Below are 22,493 nucleotides of genomic sequence, written 5' to 3' on the forward strand. Positions count from 1 at the left end.
CTCTGGGGAAGAGAGTGGGGCGCAAGGTGCCAACCCGTCAATCCATTGTTATAAATAGAGTTTTTTACAAATATCGGGTCACTTCTGACCCTTGTTCTGGGTCAGCTTCGACCCAAATTCAATTCAGACCATATTGTTTCAGCCGCAAATAAAGCCGTTTGCGGGGAATCCCCAATATTTCAGCCGCGTCCCCTTTGCGCCCGCCCGCCTGCATCAGGGCGGTCTGCAACAGATCAAATTCGAACTTTTGCAGAGCGGCATCATATCCGCCGGCGGTGATCCTGGTGCTGCTGCCGGAGGTGCCCAGAACCACATCAAGCCCGATGACCATCTTTTCGGCAGCATTGCGCAGCTCGCGCACATTGCCGGGCCAGTCATAGGTCTTGAATGGGGCCAGATCTTCGGCGCTGATATTGGGCAATTTAAGATTGTGACGCCCGGCAGCTTCGCGGATGAAATGCTCCAGCAACACAAAGATGTCTGTGTCACGTTCCCGCAACGGTGGCAGCAAGACCTGCGCCACATTGATCAGGTAATAGAAATCAGCACGCAATTTCCCTGAGGCGATCAAGCCCTCTGGTTCTTCTTTCAGCGCCGCCACGATGCGCGGCGCTTCCAGCTCATTGCTGCGATCTTCCAAAAAGCGGAAAATTCGGGCCTGGACCGTTTCATCCAGGCTGCCGAGATCATCCAGAAATAACGTGCCCCCCATTGCTTCAGCAATCTTGCCCTGGCCTGAAAACAGACTCTCTTCGATATTCTCAAGGCTCAACGTCGCACAGTTTACTGTGACAAACGCTTTTGATTTGCGCGGTGACATATCATGAATGCAGTGGGCCGCCAGGCCTTTGCCGGTGCCGGTCTCACCGCGCAGCAAAACATCTACATTCAGCGGCGCAATTGCCAGAATATCCCGGCGGCAGATCTTCATCGCTTTTGAGCGGCCGGCCAGGCGTGTTTTCAGACTGCCGCCGGTGACGATCATCTGGCGCAGCGATGAATTTTCCAAGTGCAGGGTGCGGGCCTGCAATGCACGCCGCACAACTCCCACGAGGTATTCCGGCGGGGTCGGTTTTTCGAGAAAATCATATGCGCCGGCCTTCATCGCAGCGATGGCGGTCGCCACGTCCCCGTGACCGGTCATCAGGACAAAGGGCACGTCGGGGGCGCTGGCTTTGGCCTGATCGAGAAATTCCAGACCGGAAATGCCCGGCATCCGGATGTCCGACAGAATGACGCCAGGCCATTCCGGGTCCAGAACCTTCAGAGCGTCGGACGCCCGGCTGAATCCGATGGCAGGGATAACAGCATCTTCCAGTGTCTCCAAAACGGCTTCACGCAGGTCGCTGTCATCGTCAACAACGTGGACAAGGGGGGCCTCGGTCATCTTATTCTCCGCAGGGTAGTGTCATCAGTGCACTTGTTCCGGTTGGATGATTATGCTCCAGCCGCAGATCCCCTCCCATGTCTTTTACGATATTATATGAGATCGACAATCCCAGACCCAATCCTTCGCCGACATCCTTGGTGGTAACAAACGGGTCAAACGCTTTGTCCGGCGGCATATCCCCCAGGCCGATGCCATTGTCCGCAACTTTCAGCGTGTAGGAGTTTCCCTGCCTGGCCCCGCTCAGCACAATTCTGCCTTTGGCGCCTTTTGCCGCGATGGCATCAAGCGCGTTGGACAACAGGTTTACCACAACCTGCTCAATCAGGATCTGATCGCCCTGCACAACAGCGGACTGCAGTTCAGGCTGAATGACAATATCGACGTCCGGGGCGCTGATGCGGCCTTTCAAAAGCAGTTCACTTTCCGAAATAATCGCAGCCAGTTCCAGCCGTTCCGAGAGATATTCCGAATTGCGGGCAAAGCGTTTCAGATGGGTGATTGTCGCTGCCATCCGCGTAACCAATCCGTCCATCCGTTCAATTTGCCGCTGAACTTTGGCGTCAGAGCCTTCATTATATCCCGCTTTCAGCAGATGTATCCGGTGCTTCATCGCCGCCAGGGGCTGATTTAACTCGTGGCTGATGCCCGAAGACAATTGCCCCAAAGCCGCAAGTTTGCCGGCCTGAACCAGTTCGACCTGAGTTTGTTTTAATTCCTCAACTGCGCGGCGGCGCTCGGACACTTCGGCGCTTAACTGCGAGAACGCCGCATCCCGCGCCTCAACGGAGCGCTGAAACGTGCCGACAGCATGGGCCATTTTGCCGATTTCATCCTCCCCGGTATCCGGCAGCCGCCCCACCGGTTTGCCGTCAGAGATCGCCAGCATCGCCGCAGACATTTCCCCAAGCGGCAAGACGATACCGCGGCGGATATAGCCGAACAGCGCCAACGCGCCAATGACCCCGGCCAGAACGGTCAGCCCGATCAACCACCAGACCGCAAGCCTGGAGCGCCGGGCCGAAGCTTCTGTAACCGCCAGAACCGCAGCGCGTTGGTCGGCCCCAATTGTCGCCAGAGCACGTTGAAGATCTGTCAGGTCTCTTTGCACATCATTCAGCAGGACCAACAGCACATCCTGGGTTTCAATCCATTCCTGTCGCAAATTGAAAACGCTGTTTTGCTGCTGAGCCATGGATAACAATGCATCCACGGACTGTGAGAGGGTCAAAAATTCCGTACCAGTGGGCAAAGACGCCGTCATGATATTCAGCCGAGCCAGCGAATCTTCAGACAGGCTTCTGAACTGGACAAGCTGGGCACGATCCAGGGCAACAGCGCTTTGCAACATCAGCGTCACCAGGTTTGCCGCTTCGCCGCCGACTTGCCGGATGCTGTCGCGCGCGGCACGTTCAGCGGCAATACGTATCCCTTGTACAGTGCGATAAAACTGATCCGCGCTGCGCACCATACTGTCAGTGGCAACGGCAATGTTGAAGGCAAAGTCGCTGAGCAGCGGATCGACCTCGTCCTGGATATCAATATTAAGCCAGCGCACCGCCCCCATCATCTCCGTGATCTGTTCTGTCAGCGATTTTCGCCGTTCCAGTGCCATCAGCACATTTTGCAGACGTTGAGTAAAACCTTCACTCAACAGATTGCTGCTCTGCGCGGCGGTGCCCGCATCCGCATCCCTGATCTGCTTTGAAATCGCGACGATCACCTCTTCCAGGGAGCGGCGCATATCCTCATCCGCGCGCCCTTCCTGCTGCCCCACAATCGCAGTGGTGATGCGCGCCAGTTTTGCGGAGTTTTCAGCCAGTTCGCTCGCCAGCGCGATGCGCGGAATATGTTCCTCCGCCAGATCGCTATAATCCCGGCTGACCTGGCTAAAAAAGACAATCGCCACGCCTAAAACCACCCAGACGATGGTGACAATCGCCAGCACAGACACCAGCAACCGCGTCCAGATACTGGGCAGATATCGGTTCAGAAGTGACACAATCATCGCGTGTTTGGCCCCTTCTTATCCAGAACCTCGAGGACATTGCCGGCCCGTATCAATAGTTCTTCCGCCTGAATCGCCCATCGGGTGAGCGAGCGTTGCTGAAATCCGGTCGGACCTGTCAACGCGGTCAGCCGGGTCAGGCTATCGTTCAGAATCCGATCTCCCGCCTCGCGCTCAGACACGGGCATCCGGGTCAAAAGCGCTTTCACACGGGCAAGGTCCTGCGACTGCCGACTGTCTCCCCGGGCCAGAATCTCGCGATACTTCGCCCAGGCCAGCCGCCGTTTTGGCAATCGGGAAGTTATGAATTGGTCAAACAACGCATTCACTGCCCAATAGCGATCTCGCGCCAACAGCGCATCGTATTGCAGCCAGTTCAGTTTCAGCGCGTAAGTGATTTCAGGAGGGATATTGCGCGCGGATTGCCGGATGGTGTCATCAACTGGCACCCGCCAGACGCTTGGCATCAACAACAGGGTCTGTCCTTCTTCCGAGAGCACAAATCTGATGAACGCCATCGCTTCCTGTTCAGAGACACCGCCTTTCAGCAGCCCGATCTGCGCCGGTATCACCATCACCGGTTTGCCATAGCTGAAGCTCACGCCCTGATCCCGGCGCGACTGGGCCAGGAAGTCGATCGTAATTCCAAGTTCAAACCGCTGCTTTTCCACTCCATCGACCACGCCAAAACTGCGCGATGTCAGCGTGCTGATATTGGCGGTGAGCGCCAGAAGATACGACCAGCCCTCTTCCCAGCCGCGTACCTGTAAAAACCGCTCAACGAACATATGAGCAGTGCCGGAACGCGACGGGCGGGCCATGGCAATCTGGCCGGCATAACGATCCTGCAGCAAGTCTTCCCACTGCCTGGGGGGCATGATCGCCGAGTCCCCACGTTGCGCCCAGCCAATTGATGAATAGGCAAAGGGATAAAAAGCAGCGGCTGCATTCGCACCAGATGCGCTCTCCTGCCCGCCCCTGTTATCCCGCCGAAACGCATCCCGCGCATTCAGGACCTCAAAGGCCTCCGCCGACGACGCCCAGAAAATATCAAACGCCCGTGGATTTCCCCGCACGATCTCGGCAATTGAGGCATTGGTATTTTTATTCAGAACGATCACAGATATTTCCGGGTTCCGGTCTTCGAACGCCGCGATAAAGGGCTCAAAAAACGCCTGCGACATTGAGGTCAGAATGCGCAGCTCAGCAGCGGCGCCGACCGAAACCGACGTAAAATACGCTGCAAAAACGGCAGTAAAGAGACGAACAGAAGCTGCTGCAAAAACGTCATGCAAACGGTGTTTTGGTCCCATACATCTCTCCCCGGTGTCAATTCTGCGCCACCTGCCTCCCAAAAACAAATTTTTGGCGGCACGTCTATGGGCAAACAGGTTTCCCACTTTCCACGGGATTTGCAAGACCAATGCGGGTTTGGGACACATGCTGCAGCGACCGGTGACCGGCCTCCTCTGCCAGGGATCTGAACGATATAAGGATCAGTAAAATGGGTTGGTGACAACTATCAGATTGCGCCACTGCCACAACGATCAATCGGGCGCATGTTGGCAAGGGGGGCCACACCGCAGCACGACCAGCGTAAAACCTTCGCCGGACCGGCAGTCTTTGCTCCAGACTGGTCTGTTGGTTCGGCTTCAGACGCAGAAAACCGGAGCCGCGATGGGCGACCTCCGGTGGAAAATTTTGCATGAGGGGCGGCCGCGGCCGGCGCCAAGACCAGGAGCCATTGCTGATCCCCTTCCAATTGTGGCGTTTTTGGAAGGGGGGGGCAAAGTTGAATACAGGCGGATGCTACCCCGTCTGGTTGTCAGCCTGTTTCAGATACCAGCCCCAGGGGCTGTTGTCGTCAAAGCGGGTGATTTGTTTGGTCTCGAGATAGTTGTTCAGTCCCCACTGGCCCAACTCACGGCCGATTCCCGATTTTTTGTAGCCGCCCCAGGGGGCTTCGACAAAGGTCGGTTGCGAGCAATTGATCCAAACGATACCCGCCCGGAGCGCGCGGGCGACCCGTTCACAGCGGGCATCATCTTTGGACATCACCGCAGCTGCCAGACCAAATTCGCTGTCGTTGGCCAACCTGACCGCCTCAGACTCTGAACTGAAGGATTTGAGACAAACAACAGGCCCAAATATTTCCTCCTGCCAGATCACACTGTTTTCATCGACGTCCGCAAAAATGGTGGGGGCAACAAAATAGCCTTTGCAAATATCCGTATGCGCCCCGCCACAGACCAGTCGCGCGCCTTCTTCAACGCCGGTTGCGATCAGACCGAGAACTTTGTCATACTGGGATTTGTTGACCAGAGGCCCAAGTAATACGCCCTCATCCATGCCGTCGCCGATGGTAATTTTCCGGGCCTCCAGCTCCAGCCGGGCAACCAGTTTTTCATAGATCGTGTCTTCGACCAAAACCCGCGACGTGGCCGAGCAGACCTCGCCCTGGTTCCAGAAAATGCCAAACATGATCCATTCAACGGCTTGTTCAATATCGCTGTCGCCAAACACGACAAAGGGAGATTTTCCACCGAGTTCCAGCGACAGGTTTTTGATGTCTTTCGCGGCCGACTGCATGATCCGGGATCCGGTTGTCACCGAACCGGTAAACGCGAGCTTGTCGATGTCAGGGTGTTCGGTCAGCGGCTGGCCGGCGCTGGGACCGAAGCCGGTTACGATGTTCAGAACCCCGTCGGGCAGCCCTGCCTTTTGCGCAATGTCGCCCAGTTCAAGCGCGGTCAGCGCGGTGACCTCGGAAGGTTTCAAAACCATCGTGCAGCCCGCAGCAAGCGCCGGTGCTACTTTCCACGCTGCCATCAGCAGCGGAAAATTCCACGGAATAATGGCCCCGACGACGCCCACAGGTTCTTTGACAACCCTGGTCGTAAAACGGTCATCACTGACAGTGATGTTCTGCGCGTCTTCCGCGTCCAGCTCCTCGGCCAGACCGGCGTAAAAGTTGAAACATGCGGCGGCGTCTTCTATATCCCAGCGCGCTTCTGGCAAGGGTTTGCCGTTGTCAAGCACCTCCAGCCGCGCCAGTTCTTCGGTTCGGGCCTCAATATTGGTGGCAATATTGCGCAGAACTTTGGCCCGTTCCGCCCCGGTCATTCCTGACCAGGTGCCAGCATCAAACGCGGATTTGGCGGCTTTTACCGCTGCATCAATGTCCGCAGCCTCCGCCGAAGCAATCTGGTGGACCACCTGCTCGCTTGCCGGGTCGATCACGTCAATCATGCCGCCGGATTGCGCCGCCACCCAGGCCCCGTTGATAAACAGTTCTGATTTCATTTCGCTCTGTCCTCCCAGGAACCGTTTGTCATTTTTCTGCAAGGATCAAAAGCGCTGCCTGCAGGCAGTCCTTGTCCCCCGCAGCAATAACTTTCCCCGACCAGTCGAGCGAAATGTCCTGCCCGTCCCAATCGGTTATGAAACCTCCGGCCCCCTGAATAACGGCGGCGCTGGCGTAGACATCAAACGGTTCCAGACCGCTGTCCACGGCCAGATCTGTCCGCCCCGAGGCCAGCGTGCCATAGGCGAAACATGAACCGCCATACTGAACATAAGGCACCAGTTTGCGCAGTTTCGAGAAGCGTGCGCTTTCACTGTCGCTCATAAAGTCCGGACTGCTACAGGTGACAAACGCCTGGGACAGATCACTGCAGGTCTTAACGCTCACGGGCTGACCGTTGCGCTTTGCAAACAGATGCGCGACGCCAGTCCAGCGATCCAAAGTCGCCGGGTGGTCCATCACACCGATGAAGGGACGGCCGTTCCAGGCCAGGCCGATCAAAGTACCATAGACCGGAATCCCTGCGATAAAAGGCGCGGTGCCGTCGATCGGATCCAGCACCCAGACGAATTCGGCGTCAATGTTTGTATTGGGGAATTCTTCGCCCAGAACACCGTGATCCGGGAATGCTTCCGCGATCATTTCCCGCATCCGCTTTTCGATCGCCTTGTCGGTGTTGGTGACAAAAGAAGCGTCGGCTTTGGTGTCGATGATCTGGGTTTGTTGCGCAGCGTCGAGCAGCATCTCCCGACTGGCATCGGCCAGTTTTTCGGCAAAGGCCAGGAATTCTTCATGGGGGGGGAATTGGGATGTCATCTTTTGCATCTCTTAATGGGTCAGGATCTGGCTGAGGAATTTCTTGGTCCGCTCATTGCGCGGGTTTTTAAAGAACTCTTCGGGTTCCGCTTCTTCGACGATTTCACCCGCATCCATGAAAATAACGCGGTCGGCGACAGAGCGGGCAAAGCCCATTTCGTGGGTGACACAGATCATGGTCATGCCCTCTTTGGCCAGATCAGTCATCACTTCCAGCACCTCGTTGATCATCTCAGGATCAAGCGCTGACGTCGGTTCATCAAACAGGATGATTTCGGGCTTCATACAGAGGGCGCGTGCGATCGCGACCCTCTGCTGCTGGCCGCCGGACAGTTGCACCGGATATTTTTCAGCCTGTTCGGCAATCTTCACCCGCTCCAGAAAATGCATCGCGGTCTCGCGCGCTTCGACCTTGTTGATCTTGCGCACCAGACGCTGGGCCAGCATCAGGTTTTTCACAATTGTCATATGAGGGAACAGATTGAAGCTCTGGAACACCATGCCGACTTCACGCCGCACCGCATCAATGTCTTTGACGTCGTCGGTCAGTTCCTTGCCGGCAATAATAATATGGCCCTGATCGTGTTTCTCCAGACGGTTGATACAGCGGATCATAGTGGATTTACCCGATCCGGACGGGCCACAGACCACGATCTTTTCGCCGCGTTTAACTTCCAGGTTGATGTTTTTCAGCGCCTGAAAAGTGCCGAAAAACTTGTCCACGTTTTGCATTTCAATCAAAGTTTCGGATGCAGAGTTGGTCATAACGGGCCTCACGGTTTCACGTAGCGGCTCAGATATTTTTCAATCCGGCCAAAGGTTTTCTGGATGCCCCAGGTCAGGACCATGTAGATGATCGCGAGCGATATGAAGATTTCATAAGGTGCGAAGGTCTGGGCAACGATTGTGCGCGCTATACCGGTCATATCCATCAGCGTGATGGTGCTGGCGAGCGAAGTTGCTTTCATCAGGCTGATGAAATCATTGCTGTAGGCCGGCAGGGCAAGCCGCGCTGCGATGGGAGTGGTCAGGTAGATAAACTTGTGGCGCGCGGACAGTCCCAGCGCCGATCCGGCCTCAAGCACGCCGCGGTCCACGCCCAAAACGCCGCCCCGCAGAATTTCGGACACATAGGCTCCCGTATTCAGCGACAACGCCACAACGGCGCAGCCAAAGGGTTCACGCAGGATGGGCCAAAAGATGCTTTCCCGGATGAACTCGAACTGCGGAAACCCGTAGTAAATGATAAAGATCTGCACCAAGATCGGCGTGCCACGAAAGACATAGATGTGAACCTGCGCCGGCCAGGACAGGTACCATTTACCGCTGATCCGCATCAAAAGCAGTATCACCGCAAGGATCAACCCCAGAAAGGCCGACAGAGCCATCAGTTGGAATGTGATGCCGATGCCAGCCAGCATTTTTGGAATGCTGTCGGCGATTAAAGACAGGTCAAAAATCATCGCGCGCCCTCCGTGGTGCGGAGACCGAATTTTTCCAGCCCCATTACGGTCAGGGTGATGATGGTGGAAAACCCGAGATAGATAGCGCCAACGACGATATACATTGTGAACGGTTCTCCGGTGGTGCCGATCGCTTGTTTGGCGACAAAGAATGTTTCATTCAGGCCGATGATTGAAATCAGTGCAGTGTCCTTGATCAGCGACAACATGTGGTTGCCAAAGGCGGGCAGCGCCAGACGCCACATTTCCGGGATGCGAATGAATACGAAAGTTTGCAGGTTCGACATCCCCAACGCACGCGCAGCTTCGATACTGCCGGGTTTGACGCCCAGAAACGCGCCGCGGAAAGTTTCAGTGGCGTAGGAGCCAACGATCAGCGCGATGGCGAAAGTTCCCGCCCACATAGGTGGCACATCGACAAATTTTATTTCCGGGTTAAACACCTGTGCCACAGAAGTCAGAAAGATGGCTGACCCGAAATAGAGCAGCAAAATCACCAGAATTTCCGGTGTACCGCGAAAAATAACGGTGTAAGCAGCAGAGATTTTCTGCGCCACGCGGTTGTCTGAAAGCTTGGCTGCAGCACCAATCAAGCCAAAGAGAACCATTAGTAAAAGCGAGAAGATAAACACCTGGAGAACGACCATCGATCCCCAGAAATAATCATCCCACCATCCAGTTACAGCGTCCATTGGTTCCCCCACAGTTCCGCTTTTGTTTAAAAGCCCGTCGCGGCAGCACATCCTTATGCACTGCCACAACGGATTGATCAGATCTTACATTGTGCCCCATTCCGGATTGTGGATCGGGAACGGGAAGATTTTCAGGGCGTATTCGGTCATTGAGCCGTTGTTGATCAGTTCGCGGATCGCAGCGCTCAACCGGTCGCGCAACTCGTCCTGACCCTGCCGCAGACCAATGCCCACTCCGACGCCGAAATATTCAACTTCACTGATGGCCGGGCTGGCGAAGGCAAAACCGCTGCCGTCCTCTTTGTCCAGGAACCGAAGCTGGGCTTTCATCGGGTTGGTCATGATCAGATCAACGCGACCGTTTTTCAGATCAAGATACAGCGGCTCAGAACCATCATATAACACGATTTCAGCGCCAGGCAGTTTGGCATTGAACCAGTTTTCATATGTCGACGCGCGCTCTAGCCCCACACGGAGGCCGTCAAAGTTTGCAGAAATAGGGTCGCCATTGTCGTCAAACAGGTTCAGATCCCCGTCCACTTTACCAATCAGGCGCCCAACGGAGTCACGGTAGGGGCTTGAGAAGTCGATCTTTTCCATGCGGGCGTCGGTGATCGACATTGAAGCCACAATCAGATCGAATTTGTTGGCCAGCAGCGCCGGAATCATGCCGTCCCATTGCTGACAGACAAACTCCAGATCGGCCCCGATGATTTCCGCAACGCCTTTGGCCACATCCACATCGTAGCCGGTCAGTTCACCGTCGGCAGTGCGATAGTTAAATGGTGCATAGGTACATTCCATGCCCACGCGCAGAACTTCGGCAGATGCGGTGTTGACCGCCAGCAGCGCCACAGCCCCAACGGCCAGTGATTTCAAAGACAGAAAGTTCATATCATCCTCCATGTTGTTGTTATTGGTATCGTTTCTTATTTGCTATTGACCTGAAGCCCTCTTGTGGCGGCATCGACTGCCTCCACAACGCGGGTGACTTCTTCGTTGGTATTGTAGTGCGCCAGCCCGACGCGCACGACGCCCTCCTCTTCCGGAATGTTCAGGAAGCGGGTCGGCTCATAGGCGTAATTGTGCCCGTGCCAGACGTAAATGCCAGCGTCCGCCAGAGCTTTGGCGATAACACCGGGCATAACTTTGTCGTGCCGGATGGAAATTGTTGGCACCCGCTGGTGCACCCGGTTGGGATTGGTGATGCCAAATATTTTTATGCCGGCAATATTACCCAGCCCGTCGATCAGTGTATTTGTCAGCGGTTCTTCATAGTCACGCGACTGTTGATAAGCGGCCGCGATAAGCGCACGCCGCGACCCCTCTGCTCCGGTACGGCTGCCCAGATCTTCAAAATACTGCACTGTGGCGGAAAGACCCGCCAGAAGTTCAAACTGAGGGGTGCCGGCTTCAAACCGGTCCGGCAGTGCATCGGAAACACAGCGCCCCTTGTAGGGATGCAGGGCCGCCAACACCTCTTCTTTGCCCCAAAGGATACCCAGGTGAGGGCCAAAAAACTTATAAGAAGAACAGACCAGGTAATCACAGCCCAGCGCCTGTACATCGACCAGGTGATGGGGTGCCAGCTGAACCGCATCCACAAAAACCTGCGCACCGGCGTCGTGGGCCAGGCGCGTCAGTGCGGCAATATCATTGATTGAGCCGGTCATATTGCTGGCAAAGTTCAGGCAAACCAACCTGGTTTTATCTGTCAGAACGGCGGCGAGATTTTCAGGCTCAATCAGCCAGGTTTCACGGTCAAAATCAACCCAGCGGATGTTGAGCCCTTTGTCTTTGGCGATCTCAAGCCACGGGCCAATATTGCCTTCATGCTCCACCCGGGAGACAATGATTTCATCGCCGGGCTGAAAATCGCGGCAGATGCTGCGCGACAGATGAAAAGTCAGGGATGTCATGCTCTGACCGATGATCACCTCGGCAGAGGACTTTGCGCCCAGAAACAAGGCGATGTCCTCATGCGCCTTAAGTGTCACCGCATCGGTGTTCAGGCTGGTGGTAAAGTGTCCACCCATATTGCTGGCGTTGGTCAGCATATAATTTGCTATCGCACCAGCGACAGATTTCGGAACCTGGGTTCCGGCAGGGTTGTCCAGACATACCCTGGAAACGTCGTTGTCGGTCAGCGACAATGCCGGAAACAGTGCGCGAATATCAGCTACGGGAAACACCAAAAGTCCACCTCATTCTTAGGTCCCGCGGTTGCAGGTCTATTTAAGATTACCAGGGCAGTATGTCCCGGACAGGTGGTGGCGAGTATCATCCTAAGGGATGAGTACTATGTTGGAGATCCCGGAGCTAGTTTCCCATTTCCATCATTTGCTGAACAAACAGACTGAACAGTTCTGCCTGCGAGGATATCTGCAGTTTGGAGTATATATTCCGGCGATGTGTTTTGACCGTCGGCAGTGAAATTTCCAGGTTCAGTGCAATTGAAGCGCTGGAATGGCCCTTGAGGATCAGCTGGACTACAGAATGCTCCCGTTCGGTCAGCACCTGTTTGCCAAAATCCAGGATCCGGAACTCCATATTCGGGTTCGCATCCGATGATTCAAAATCCTGCGCTGCAAATTCAACATGCTTGATAAGCGCGCTCGACAGAGCGGGAAAGATGTCCTGCAGCCCGGCGTAACAGCTTTGAGTCTGATTGCTTTCCAGAGCGTTCATAAAACACAGCTCTACCATCTTTTCGCCCGGCAGCGGGATCAACCCCAGAACTTCGATCATATTTCTGGGCCAGCCTGGTGTGCGATAGCCGATGGTTTCCTCGTCATCGATCCAGATGTGTAAGTCAGTCTTCGCAATCTGATTTTGTGCGCTTTGGGGTAAAAAATCGGTCATGACATAAGCACCGGCAGAAACGCCTTGCTGAAAGGCGCGATACACCGGGTTAATGACGTAGGAATATTTCACATAATTTTCTATGCCGGTCTGGAAACTCAGCGCCTCCTTAAAACATCCCAAAGTCATAGGCGCGCTGTCCTTGCTGTAAATGCAGATAAACAGCCCGTCGAAACGCAGATGCTGTTCGACCACCTTGGCAATGTCGGGGAAAAAGGTTTCCGTGCCGATCACATCTATTATTTCAGCATAGAACTCACTGGCAGAAAGAAGATTTGAAATGGCCGTTGGCGCAGTGGTCATCAGAACAACACTTCCTATCTGTAAAAACCGAAAGTTCGCTCTTCTGTGTTCAACGATACGATGCGGTATTATCGTATATCCGGCACCGCGAGTTTAGCACAAGAGAAAATAAAATTCCACATAACAAACAGTAAGTTGCACTGATTGACGTCGAAGAATTATTGTGTCCCAGGTCTGTCGCGCAAGGCAGGCGGCGCTGTGTCCACGGCGCGGGAATGTTCGTCTTCCCGGTTCTGTTCCTACCAAGTTCCGCCGGAGTGTTCGTTAACAGATTTTGTGGTGCACAGGACCGGCTGCTGCAGGCGAATGGCGCATTCACGCCATCTCCAACGTGGATTACACTGCGTTCCGGATTGAGCCGTTTTAGAACTGACGCCTGTTCGGGTTGCTCTGAGACCCAGGCCCGGACCGCGCAGCACTCACCCGAAATCAACTTACACTTCGCGTAATTCCGCGTGGTTTTCCAAAAACCATTCATAGGTCGCGGCGATGCCGTCACGCAGCGGGGTGTTTGCCCGCCAGCCCATGCCGGCCAGGCGGGAGACATCCATCAGCTTGCGCGGCGGACCATCGGGTTTTGAACAGTCAAAGCGGACGTGTCCGGTGAACCCGGTGACGTCAGCCACCATGGCTGCCAGCTCAGCGATGCTCACGTCCACACCGGTGCCCACGTTGATATGGGACAGCATTGGCGTGGTATGGGCGTCGTACTCGGCCCTGGGCAAGCCCATCACAAACAGAGAGGCCCCGGCCATATCATCCACATACAGGAATTCACGCATCGGTGTGCCGCTGCCCCAGATCACCACCTCATCGGCACCGCTGCGGGCAGCTTCATGGAAACGACGCATAAGGGCCGGCAGCACGTGGCTGTTTTCGGGATGAAAATTGTCACCGGTGCCATAGAGGTTGGTCGGCATAACCGAGCGGTAGTCCGTGCCATATTGCCGGTTGTAGCTTTCACACAGTTTAATGCCGGCAATCTTGGCTATGGCATAGGGCTCGTTGGTGGGTTCCAGCGTACCGGTCAGCAGCGCGTCTTCCCGCATCGGCTGTTCAGCATTGCGCGGATAAATACAGGAACTGCCCAGAAACAGCAGATTTTGCACACCTGCCCCATGCGCCTGATGGATGACATTGGCCTGCATCATCAGGTTTTCATAAATGAAACCTGCGGGGTACGTATTGTTGGCATGTATGCCACCGACCCTGGCCGCCGCAAGGATCACCGCATCCGGGCGCTCCTGCTGCATAAACTCGCGCACTGCTTCCTGGTCGGTCAGATCCAGTTCACAGTGCGTCCGGGTGATGATCTCATCCCTGCCCTGCGTCTTTATCTGCCGCCCGATTGCAGAGCCGACCATGCCACGATGTCCTGCCAGAAAGATTTTCATAGACTGACCTCAGTACTCAGCGGCTAAGGGCATTTCCAACCCTTGCGCTTTCAATATCACTTGCCGTTTTACAATTTTCAGATCTTCGGCCACCATTTCTGCACACATCTTCTGCGTAGTGATTTCCGGTTTCCAACCCAGAACTTTGCGCGCTTTGCTCGCGTCCCCCAGCAAGGCTTCAACTTCCACCGGGCGGAAATAACGAGCATCAATCCGCATCACCACATCGCCGACGGAGAGCGCAAGTGCGTCGGAACCGGAAATGTCGTCGACAATGGCGATCTCATCAAGGCCCTCGCCCTCAAAACGCAGCGTGATCCCCAACTCCTTTGCCGCCCAGGAGATGAAGGTGCGCACCGAGTATTGTTTGCCGCTGGCGATAACAAAATCTTCCGCCACATCCTGCTGCAACATCATCCACTGCACGCGCACATAGTCTTTGGCATGGCCCCAGTCGCGCAGCGCATTGATATTGCCCATAAACAGGCACTCATCCTGGCCCTGGGCAATATTCGCCAGACCCCGGGTGATTTTGCGGGTGACAAAGGTCTCGCCGCGCCGCGGGCTCTCGTGGTTGAACAGGATACCGTTGCAGACATACATGCCGTAGGCCTCTCGGTAATTCACGGCGATCCAGTAAGAATAGAGTTTTGCCACCGCGTAGGGGCTGAGCGGGTGAAACGGCGTTGTCTCTGTCTGCGGGGCCTCCTGCACCAGACCATAAAGCTCCGAAGTCGACGCCTGGTAGAACCGGGTCGTTTTCTCAAGCCCAAGAAAACGCACCGCTTCAAGCAGGCGCAAAGTGCCCAGCGCATCAACATCTGCGGTATATTCCGGGGCCTCAAAACTCACTGCCACATGGCTTTGTGCCCCAAGATTGTAGATCTCATCCGGCTGGGTTTCCTGAATGATCCGGGTCAGGTTTGAGCTGTCGGACAGGTCGCCATAATGCAGCTTCAGCCGTGGATTTGCCTCATGCGGATCCTGATAGATGTGATCAATCCGCTGGGTGTTCAGCGATGAGGCCCGGCGCTTGATGCCGTGAACCTGATAGCCTTTTTGCAAAAGAAATTCAGCCAGGTAAGACCCATCCTGGCCGGTGATACCGGTAATAAGTGCAGTTTTCGCCATTTGACTAATACACCTTTCACAAACAATAAATTAACTTCCCATTTCTTTCAGCGGTAATCGTCCATCTACGCCGGTATCATTGCTGCGACTGACGCGGTTATTTTATCAAATTCTGCAAGTATCCCTTCTGATGACAGACCCTTTCTCCAACACCGCCACGTTAGCGTCTCCAAAACTGAGACCGTTCTGATGTTCCGTTAGCTTTGATGAAAGGGACTGCACAGTAGTCCAAAATCAGCGAAATCGAGTGCCTCTCTGTTTCTGATACGCTTGCCAGTCCTGCAAATTTACAGAGCTTCCAATATGATAATATCAAATTTGAACCACCACATTGATCCGGCAGATCCACCCGATAGTCTAATCCGTGTAATACTCGTCATAACGGTAGCCGGTCACGCTGCTCTCATCATGGCTGAGAACCGAAAAAATCGGTGTACCAGGGCGAATACTATCATTCAATTGCGCAAAAGCAGAACGCAAATCGTTTTGTCCCGTCACCCCAAAACGCACGCAGTTCACGATGACATCAGCATGAGGCGCCACATAACGGGCATCCACGACCGGGAGCAACGGTGAAGTGTCCAGAATAATTATATCCATCACGGCACGGGCATTTTTCAACAGATTTTCAAAAAGACTGGACTGGAGCAATCGGTCGGCTGGCATCTCACTGCGGCTCCGGCCTAGCACTGCCAGCACAGGGGAACGAGGGTCCGCAGCGTAGAATTGTGCATCTTCCGCCAGCATTCCGGGGTCCCGGAGATAATCCAGAAATCCGTATTCAGGTTTGAGACCAAGGTATTTGTGCAGGCTGGGTCTGCGTAAATCTGCATCCAAAAGCAGGGTTGATTTACCCGCCAGCGCATAGGTCCGGGCAAGGGCCATCGCAACAGTGGTTTTACCCTCAGCAGGCAGGCTTGAAGTAACCATGATCACCGTACAACCACTACCGTTTACCCGGGCACTCTGATCGATTGATGCGCGCAGACGTCGCATCGATTCTGAATACACCGAAAGAGGCGCATCAACGATTGTGTCTGCGACGGTAAACTGGCCCTTTTTCTCATCGATCCTGGGGACAGCTGTGGCCACTGGTGCCGGCAACACCATAGCCAGATGTGAAACGGATGTAACGCCACCGACGTAGAATTCATTCAGGAACGCAAGGCCAGTACCAACTCCAAGAGCCGCAACCAAAGCCAGCGACATTATCAAATTTGTGTTGGGGAAACTTGCTTCTCGCGGCGACAATGCAGCTGACACAATCCGACTATCAGCGATCTGCACCATCGCCTCTGCGTCCAGATCGCGGGTCCGCGACAAAAGAGTTGCGTACTGACGCTGCGCGATTTCCGCTTTCTGTTGCAACTCGTAAATCTGCGTCAGCGATGTCGAAGACAAATCTCCCTGCAGCACCAGACGACGGATCCCGGATCTGGCATCACGGGTGTCATTTTCCAACGTCACAATGTCAGACTGCAGTCTTGCGATCGCTGTTTGGGTGCGGTTTTTCAACGCCTCATCCATACCTGCCAACTGAGATCGCAGGTCCATTTTCTCCGGGCTGCCCACATTTGCACGTCCCAATCGGCGACCAAGCGCCTTGCGCTGTCTCGCCAGCGCCTCAAGGGCATCATCTCCAAGTGACTGAGCCAGCGCCCCCCAGTCTCCACGGGACAAAGCACTTTTCGCACCGGTCAGCTGCAGTTCTGCGCTGAGCCGGGATGCAGTGGCTGTCAGCAATTGTCCCCGCAATGCACCCAGGCTGTCGCCGCCGCCTTCCTGCTGCAAGCGGTCGAAATTTCGGTCAATAAAACTGTCCAGCGCATCCTCAGAGGCGACCAGCGAACGGCGGGAAGACTCTGTTTGCGCCAACAAAATATCACGGGCCGCAAGCGACGCGTTCACTTTTGACCGGATCTGCAGGTGGATATATGTCTGCGCCAGAGCATTCGCAAATCTGGCGGCCCGGTCCGGGTCTTCCGCCGAAACGGACACGGCGATAAGATAGGTCAGCCCACGCCGCCGCACGGAAATCGCATCTCCGAACCGGTCAAGCGTGGCGTTCAACAGTGCCCCCCCAGTTTCAGCCTTTGCAGTGCTGATCCCAAATGCGGTTTTAATTTTCTCACTCAGCCCGATCTGTGGCCCAAACTCAGGGTCGCGCAACAGGCCAAGCGCTTCCACAGTCGCCATGGCGACGGCAGCTGACTTTAATATTTCGACTTCGCTTTCCACCCGTGCGTTTTCTGCTGAACCCGGCATAGAGGTGCTTTCATCAGGGTACAGAAGGTTTTTTCTTGCCGGATCAACAAGCAGAAGTGCTGTCGACGTGTACAAAGGGGTGACATAAAACAAATAGATCAGCGCGCCGCCCAATATTAATAAAACAGAGAGCAGGATCAGTCGGAATTGCCGGCGCAGAAATGTCAAAACGCTTTTGAGATCAATTACTTCCTGAGGAGCGTTTGGCATAAAATTACCTTTGAAATACTTAGTGTGACACTCATCCCGCAGCTAAAATATCCGCCCGCCCCGCGCTCTTAAAACGCATCAATTATCACCAGACGATGTGATTATGGTAAGTGCCCCGCCGGGCGTGATTTTGACCGCGCTCAACTTCCCAGACGTATATGCCCCCGTATCCGCGTCGGTCCGGGCCTCTGTAAACAGTACCTTATCCACAGGTATATGGCCATGAACCGCGTGTATCAGACGTGCCTGAGCATCCAGCAGCGTCGGATCTCCCCAGAGCAGATCTTCCTTTTTCTGATCCGCAACAGGTTTCGCCCCGTCATAGCCTGCGTGAGAAAACAGATACTCTCCGACAGAAAGACTGACTGGAAGTTGCTCCAGAAACGTGCGGTGAGACTGAGGAATACAGACATCTGACATCTGCTTCAGACGGGTTTCAGATAATGCAAAGCCAAGGCCTGCGTAAGGCACCATCCCATAAGACAACAGTGTTTCACGCCCGCCAAACCCAAGCCAGGACATATTCCATGATGGCGCATTCAGGAATTGCAGCATCATCTCCTCGTGGTTCCCCATCAGAGTCAGACGCTGAAATCCTGCAGGAGCGGGTTGCAGAAGATGCTCGATCATTTCAGCACTTTGCGCGCCGCGATCCACGATGTCACCAAGCAGAACAATAAGTTTTCGCCCCGGTGTCCCTGCCCCGTCCGCGATGATTTTTGTTTCCAGCGCGAGATACAGCTCCAGGCAACCGTGAACATCGCCAACGACATATATGGCCGCCGGAAATGTTGTCAGCGACACCCGCCTGATCGTGCTTTCATCTTCATTTGACCGTTGAGGGCGGCCAAAGACGCGTGCCAGCAAGGATAGTTTACCAACCATCGGACCGGGCCCTCTTCCGGCGCAGCTGCGCCGCGCCCATACCAAGGATCGTCAGAAACAAAAACACATTGGCTTCCATCTCCAGACTGAAATCAACAAGTGAATGAAACGCGCCCAGCACTACGATCCCGGCGGCGGCAACTGAAATAGCATAGTCGTTTTTGCGACTTCGCAGGACCCGGACGATCCGCAGCGTGATGTACATCACAGCAATCAGCGGCAGCGATCCAACAATCAGGCCCATTTCCGCCCAAAGCGTCAGATAGGTAGAATGTGCGTATTCCCAGGTCACGGAAACAGACAACGGAGGCCTGTGAAACAGTTCAAACGCCGCACGGAAATTATCCAGCCCGTAGCCTGTCCAGGGGCGCTCCCGGATCATACCAAGCGTCTGGCGCCATAATTGAACGCGGGTTTCGCCGTTTTGAACGGTGAACAGAGACCGTTCAATCAGCGCCCGCCCAAAAAGGACAAGTGTAGCAACGACGGCCAGCACACCAATGCCCAGCGCCTGTAAAACGGCGCGCGCGGAGTTACCCGTACCTTTGCTGCGCATAACTACAAACGCAACCAAGGCCCCCAGAAACGTCGCAAAAACCCCCATGCGCGATTGCGACGCAAGAAGTGCCAGAGCAATTAACATCAGGTACATCCACAAAAAGACTGTTTCAAGCAGGTCCGGACTTGCCATGCTGTTACGACCAGGCCTGCGCATATGCGGACGGTTTGCGCGCTCCATCGTCAAACATAACCCCAGAATCTGCCCCATTCCCATAAACGTGGCAAATGAGTTGCGGTTGATAAAGGTCCCTGTCGCCGCACCAATATACGCGGTCTTTTCGCCCCAGAAAAACTGGTCGCCAAAGAGCGTGAGCGAAACCATGGCCCACACCGCATGTGCCACAAGGCCAAAAAACAAAGTCCACGCCATACGTCTGATCCGTGTCGCCTGTGTAGTCACTTCCAGAACCAACATGAACAACGCGCCGTAACTGGCAAATCGCAATGCTCCCAGGATCGTTGCGCGCGGCACCAGGGAAATTGTCTCCGGTATTAAACCATTCGATTGAAAAAGCCCCAACGGAAGGATTTGCAACAGGGCAAACAGCCCGAAAGAAACGCCGGCAATAAATACAGGCCTGTGGGCGGCAGACCGCAATGGTCGCTTTGGATCCAAACGACTGAGTGTCACGATCTGGACTATGAGCGCCAGGTTCAAGACAAACGACCAGACCATCCATGGCACGGGACGATTGGATCCCATTGGAATGGGGGCGATCAGAACCAGCGCCACAAGGAACAGCGCCATCCGGTCATTAAATGTGCTGACCGTGCGTGCGCCTGACTTGCTTCGCCCGCTCTCCTTGACGATCTCAGTCCCGAAGCTCAATTTTTCGGTCGGCTGAACGCCATCAGGCCCGGTCGCTGGATATTCCAACGTCGATTTTCGCCGGCCGGGTTTCATTGGCTCAGGTCCTGCGCCTGACGCCGTTTGCGAACCTCATTGAGGAATTTATTCTGTACCTGCGATGGTTGCTGCCCGGCGGCCTGAAGTACGGCGTCCTGAACCGCTGGGAAGCGCACAAAACGATCGGCCACGACTTTTCGGGTACTCCATTCACCCAATAGCACCGTTACATCCCGCTCAAATCCTTCCTTCGCCGCATCACTCAGTTGGTCAAATGCACCGATCGAAATGTCCATGCGCCGGCTCGCAAGCCATCCCTCAAACGCAGCAGTCTGGCGCGCCAGGATTAAGGCCCGGTCAAACCCGTCCTGGTCTCCCAGTCTCGAATAAGAAACCGCCGCAGCCAGGTGCGCGACGGACATCGAAGGGCTTGCCGCAAGAATTTTCTGCGCAAGTAATAAACACGACAGAGCAAGAGCCTCACGGCCCGGTTCAGGATACATACGCGCGCCGAGAGACGTTTGACCAGCATAACACCTGTTCATCAGCCGAACCTGAGAACTAATTGCATAGGGGATAGAACCTGGCTTGCCTCGCCTGAATTCAAGCATCTGCTGATCGAGAGGCGCGGCATCCGCCTGATAGGCAATATATTCCGCGCGGCCGATAACCAAAGACCCCGCCATCACAGCAAGTGCACCAGGTAAAATTGCAATGCGGAACATCTTCATTGTGAAAATCCGCCAACATAAGGCCTAAAAAATATTTATTGGCCGCAACCCACTGTTTGAGAAAAATAATAAGACGCGCGGCTTGATATCAATCCAGTATCGCATACCAGATCCTGATATTGTTAGTGATTTTCAAATTTCCTTACACTAATGTGCTTCGCGCATAAGCAGGCCAGTTTATTACACACAGATTTTTTCTGTATGAGGCTACCCCATGAAAAACATCGTTATTGCAATATCCTTCGCCGCAGTGGGCGCGATCTCGACTCCCTCTGCAGCACGCGCGCAGGCTGCCACTTTTGATTCTGCACAGGTGACCGCTGTTTGTGCGGCCTCGTCCACACAGTGTCAGGCACTCGTCGCTCAGATCATCGCCCAGTTGAAGGTCGCAGAATTGTCCGCCGCGGCCATAAATACACAGCTTGGTGTTCTCGCCTCTTCCATTGTGACTGCGGCCCAGGAAACGCCCGCTGTTGCCGCTGCGCTTGCTGATACGTTGCGGACCGTCGCAGTCGCGTCAACGGATCCCACTCAGGCCGAGCAAATTCGCGAGGTTGCGACAATTGCCTCCGAAGGTGGCGCCGGTTCCGTAGACACAACCACCGCCGTGGGCGCCAGCCCTGCATAAATGTTTCGACCTGAATGCTGGAAAGCGTTCGAAATATCGGGCGTTTTCTGTGATTATGCGCATTCAGAAATGCCCATCCGGATTAGCTCGCGGCCACTCATCTCATAAAACCCGACTGTAATCATACGCCCGGTTTCCATGTACCAATGGCGCAACGACGCCGGATAATAAGATCCCATAACCGCAGACCAGTACTCGAATTCCCTGGGCGGCAGAGCGAAGCCATATCGCGACGAACCCGGGCCATGAAAACCGAATGTTACATCTGCCATGACGCAAGTGTCCTGAAGCCCCAGATACATCGTACAGGCAGACATGCAATAACCGCTGCGAATTTCGACATGTCGCCCCGAACGCCGGATTTTTTCGATCAGCGCAACGCGCTGCGCGAGGTTCCCCCCAGGATCATCCCGCACAATTATGCCGTGGGTTTTTTGTGCCGCCTCCACGGGCAGCGACAACAGGAAAATGGCCAAAACCGGCGCCGCCAGCAACATTAGTGCTCGACCAGGGGCGTAAAACAATGCAGCAGGCCGGTGCAGCCAACGCGCGTCGTCCCCTTGCAAGCGATGCAGTGTCATGGTTTCACCATACTGGCGCACGTACCCGCCGCGACATGACGACAAGCCCGTCTCGTCGCCTGTAATGATCAAACCTTCGCCGCGTAAAAATGTTCTTATCGTGACGCCCGGAAGATGCCACCATTTGATGAAAATTTTAGGGACCGCGCCCGCAACCCGTGGCACGAATCGCAGCGACTCACGGCCGGGCCATCACCAGTTCAGACAATTATTGTTGTCTGTTTCGTCTCGAAATCGCGTCATTCAGAGACACGTTTAGCGGTTTTTTTAAGTCAAATTTCAACCGGCTAACAGGCAAGACCAGCGCCAGATTCGCCGGTGTTTAAGGTCCGGAAGCACCGGTTAAAAATGCTGCAAATTAAACTGATTACCGTACCACACAAATCAGAACGACCAATAATTCCGCTTCGTTTCCGGCGCCGTCA

At 54.7% G+C, this 22,493-nt stretch carries 19 protein-coding genes and 1 pseudogene; 1 reads left to right on the forward strand and 19 read right to left on the reverse strand.

What is annotated here, in order from left to right:
• Positions 1-118 precede the first annotated feature (118 nt).
• The 18 genes and pseudogenes from DWA01_RS21515 to DWA01_RS21595 form a co-directional block, all read right to left on the reverse strand.
• Positions 119-1,387, reverse strand: a complete 1,269-nt coding sequence (locus tag DWA01_RS21515; RefSeq protein WP_114287865.1) for a sigma-54-dependent transcriptional regulator — start codon at positions 1,385-1,387, stop codon at positions 119-121.
• A 1-nt stretch (position 1,388) separates the two neighbouring features.
• Positions 1,389-3,395, reverse strand: a complete 2,007-nt coding sequence (locus DWA01_RS21520; protein WP_114287866.1) for an ATP-binding protein — start codon at positions 3,393-3,395, stop codon at positions 1,389-1,391.
• A complete protein-coding gene (locus DWA01_RS21525; RefSeq protein WP_160116095.1) occupies positions 3,392-4,708 on the reverse strand; it encodes an ABC transporter substrate-binding protein in 1,317 nt (438 codons plus the stop codon). The genes DWA01_RS21520 and DWA01_RS21525 overlap by 4 nt, the downstream gene beginning before the upstream one ends.
• 496 nt (positions 4,709-5,204) lie before the next feature.
• Complete coding sequence (locus DWA01_RS21530; protein WP_114287868.1) at positions 5,205-6,698, reverse strand: aldehyde dehydrogenase family protein; 1,494 nt, start codon at positions 6,696-6,698, stop codon at positions 5,205-5,207.
• Between the two features lie 28 nt (positions 6,699-6,726).
• Positions 6,727-7,515, reverse strand: coding sequence for an inositol monophosphatase family protein (locus tag DWA01_RS21535; protein ID WP_200832641.1), 789 nt, complete (start codon positions 7,513-7,515; stop codon positions 6,727-6,729).
• Positions 7,516-7,527: 12 nt separating this feature from the next.
• On the reverse strand, positions 7,528-8,280 hold the full coding sequence (locus DWA01_RS21540; RefSeq protein ID WP_114287870.1) for an amino acid ABC transporter ATP-binding protein: 753 nt from the start codon (positions 8,278-8,280) through the stop codon (positions 7,528-7,530).
• An 8-nt stretch (positions 8,281-8,288) separates the two neighbouring features.
• Positions 8,289-8,978 (reverse strand): ABC transporter permease, encoded by a 690-nt coding sequence (locus DWA01_RS21545; protein ID WP_114287871.1) that lies wholly within the window; start codon positions 8,976-8,978, stop codon positions 8,289-8,291.
• Positions 8,975-9,670 (reverse strand): ABC transporter permease, encoded by a 696-nt coding sequence (locus DWA01_RS21550; RefSeq protein WP_114287872.1) that lies wholly within the window; start codon positions 9,668-9,670, stop codon positions 8,975-8,977. Before DWA01_RS21550 ends, DWA01_RS21545 begins: the two co-directional genes overlap by 4 nt.
• 84 nt (positions 9,671-9,754) lie before the next feature.
• Complete coding sequence (locus DWA01_RS21555; protein ID WP_114287873.1) at positions 9,755-10,564, reverse strand: transporter substrate-binding domain-containing protein; 810 nt, start codon at positions 10,562-10,564, stop codon at positions 9,755-9,757.
• A 35-nt stretch (positions 10,565-10,599) separates the two neighbouring features.
• Positions 10,600-11,862: a cysteine desulfurase-like protein gene (locus tag DWA01_RS21560; protein WP_235008651.1), complete on the reverse strand. Its 1,263-nt coding sequence runs from the start codon at positions 11,860-11,862 to the stop codon at positions 10,600-10,602.
• Between the two features lie 127 nt (positions 11,863-11,989).
• The gene (locus tag DWA01_RS21565; protein ID WP_114287875.1) at positions 11,990-12,835 is read right to left on the reverse strand and encodes a response regulator transcription factor; all 846 of its coding nucleotides are present in this window, start codon (positions 12,833-12,835) and stop codon (positions 11,990-11,992) included.
• A 434-nt stretch (positions 12,836-13,269) separates the two neighbouring features.
• Positions 13,270-14,229, reverse strand: a complete 960-nt coding sequence (gene fcl / locus DWA01_RS21570; protein WP_114287876.1) for a GDP-L-fucose synthase — start codon at positions 14,227-14,229, stop codon at positions 13,270-13,272.
• Between the two features lie 9 nt (positions 14,230-14,238).
• Positions 14,239-15,360 carry a GDP-mannose 4,6-dehydratase gene (gene gmd / locus DWA01_RS21575; protein ID WP_114287877.1) on the reverse strand — a complete coding sequence of 374 codons (1,122 nt, stop codon included), beginning with the start codon at positions 15,358-15,360 and terminating at the stop codon, positions 14,239-14,241.
• A 357-nt stretch (positions 15,361-15,717) separates the two neighbouring features.
• Positions 15,718-17,268, reverse strand: coding sequence for a polysaccharide biosynthesis tyrosine autokinase (locus tag DWA01_RS21580; RefSeq protein ID WP_235008652.1), 1,551 nt, complete (start codon positions 17,266-17,268; stop codon positions 15,718-15,720).
• A 285-nt stretch (positions 17,269-17,553) separates the two neighbouring features.
• Positions 17,554-17,835, reverse strand: a pseudogene (locus DWA01_RS24070) (Wzz/FepE/Etk N-terminal domain-containing protein); the annotation flags it as partial.
• A gap of 78 nt (positions 17,836-17,913) precedes the next feature.
• A complete protein-coding gene (locus DWA01_RS21585; protein ID WP_114287879.1) occupies positions 17,914-18,720 on the reverse strand; it encodes a metallophosphoesterase in 807 nt (268 codons plus the stop codon).
• On the reverse strand, positions 18,710-20,185 hold the full coding sequence (locus DWA01_RS21590) for an O-antigen ligase family protein (RefSeq protein ID WP_114287880.1): 1,476 nt from the start codon (positions 20,183-20,185) through the stop codon (positions 18,710-18,712). Before DWA01_RS21590 ends, DWA01_RS21585 begins: the two co-directional genes overlap by 11 nt.
• The gene (locus tag DWA01_RS21595) at positions 20,182-20,859 is read right to left on the reverse strand and encodes a hypothetical protein (protein ID WP_114287881.1); all 678 of its coding nucleotides are present in this window, start codon (positions 20,857-20,859) and stop codon (positions 20,182-20,184) included. The genes DWA01_RS21590 and DWA01_RS21595 overlap by 4 nt, the downstream gene beginning before the upstream one ends.
• Before the next feature lie 214 nt (positions 20,860-21,073).
• Here DWA01_RS21595 and DWA01_RS21600 point away from each other — a divergent pair, with 214 nt between their 5' ends.
• On the forward strand, positions 21,074-21,487 hold the full coding sequence (locus DWA01_RS21600) for a hypothetical protein (protein ID WP_114287882.1): 414 nt from the start codon (positions 21,074-21,076) through the stop codon (positions 21,485-21,487).
• 53 nt (positions 21,488-21,540) lie between these two features.
• Here DWA01_RS21600 and DWA01_RS21605 read toward each other — a convergent pair whose 3' ends face one another.
• The gene (locus DWA01_RS21605; RefSeq protein WP_136057804.1) at positions 21,541-22,140 is read right to left on the reverse strand and encodes a hypothetical protein; all 600 of its coding nucleotides are present in this window, start codon (positions 22,138-22,140) and stop codon (positions 21,541-21,543) included.
• Between the last annotated feature and the right edge of the window lie 353 nt (positions 22,141-22,493).

The organism is Candidatus Halocynthiibacter alkanivorans, assembly GCF_003333265.1.
Taxonomy (GTDB): Bacteria; Pseudomonadota; Alphaproteobacteria; order Rhodobacterales; family Rhodobacteraceae; genus Halocyntiibacter_A; species Halocyntiibacter_A alkanivorans.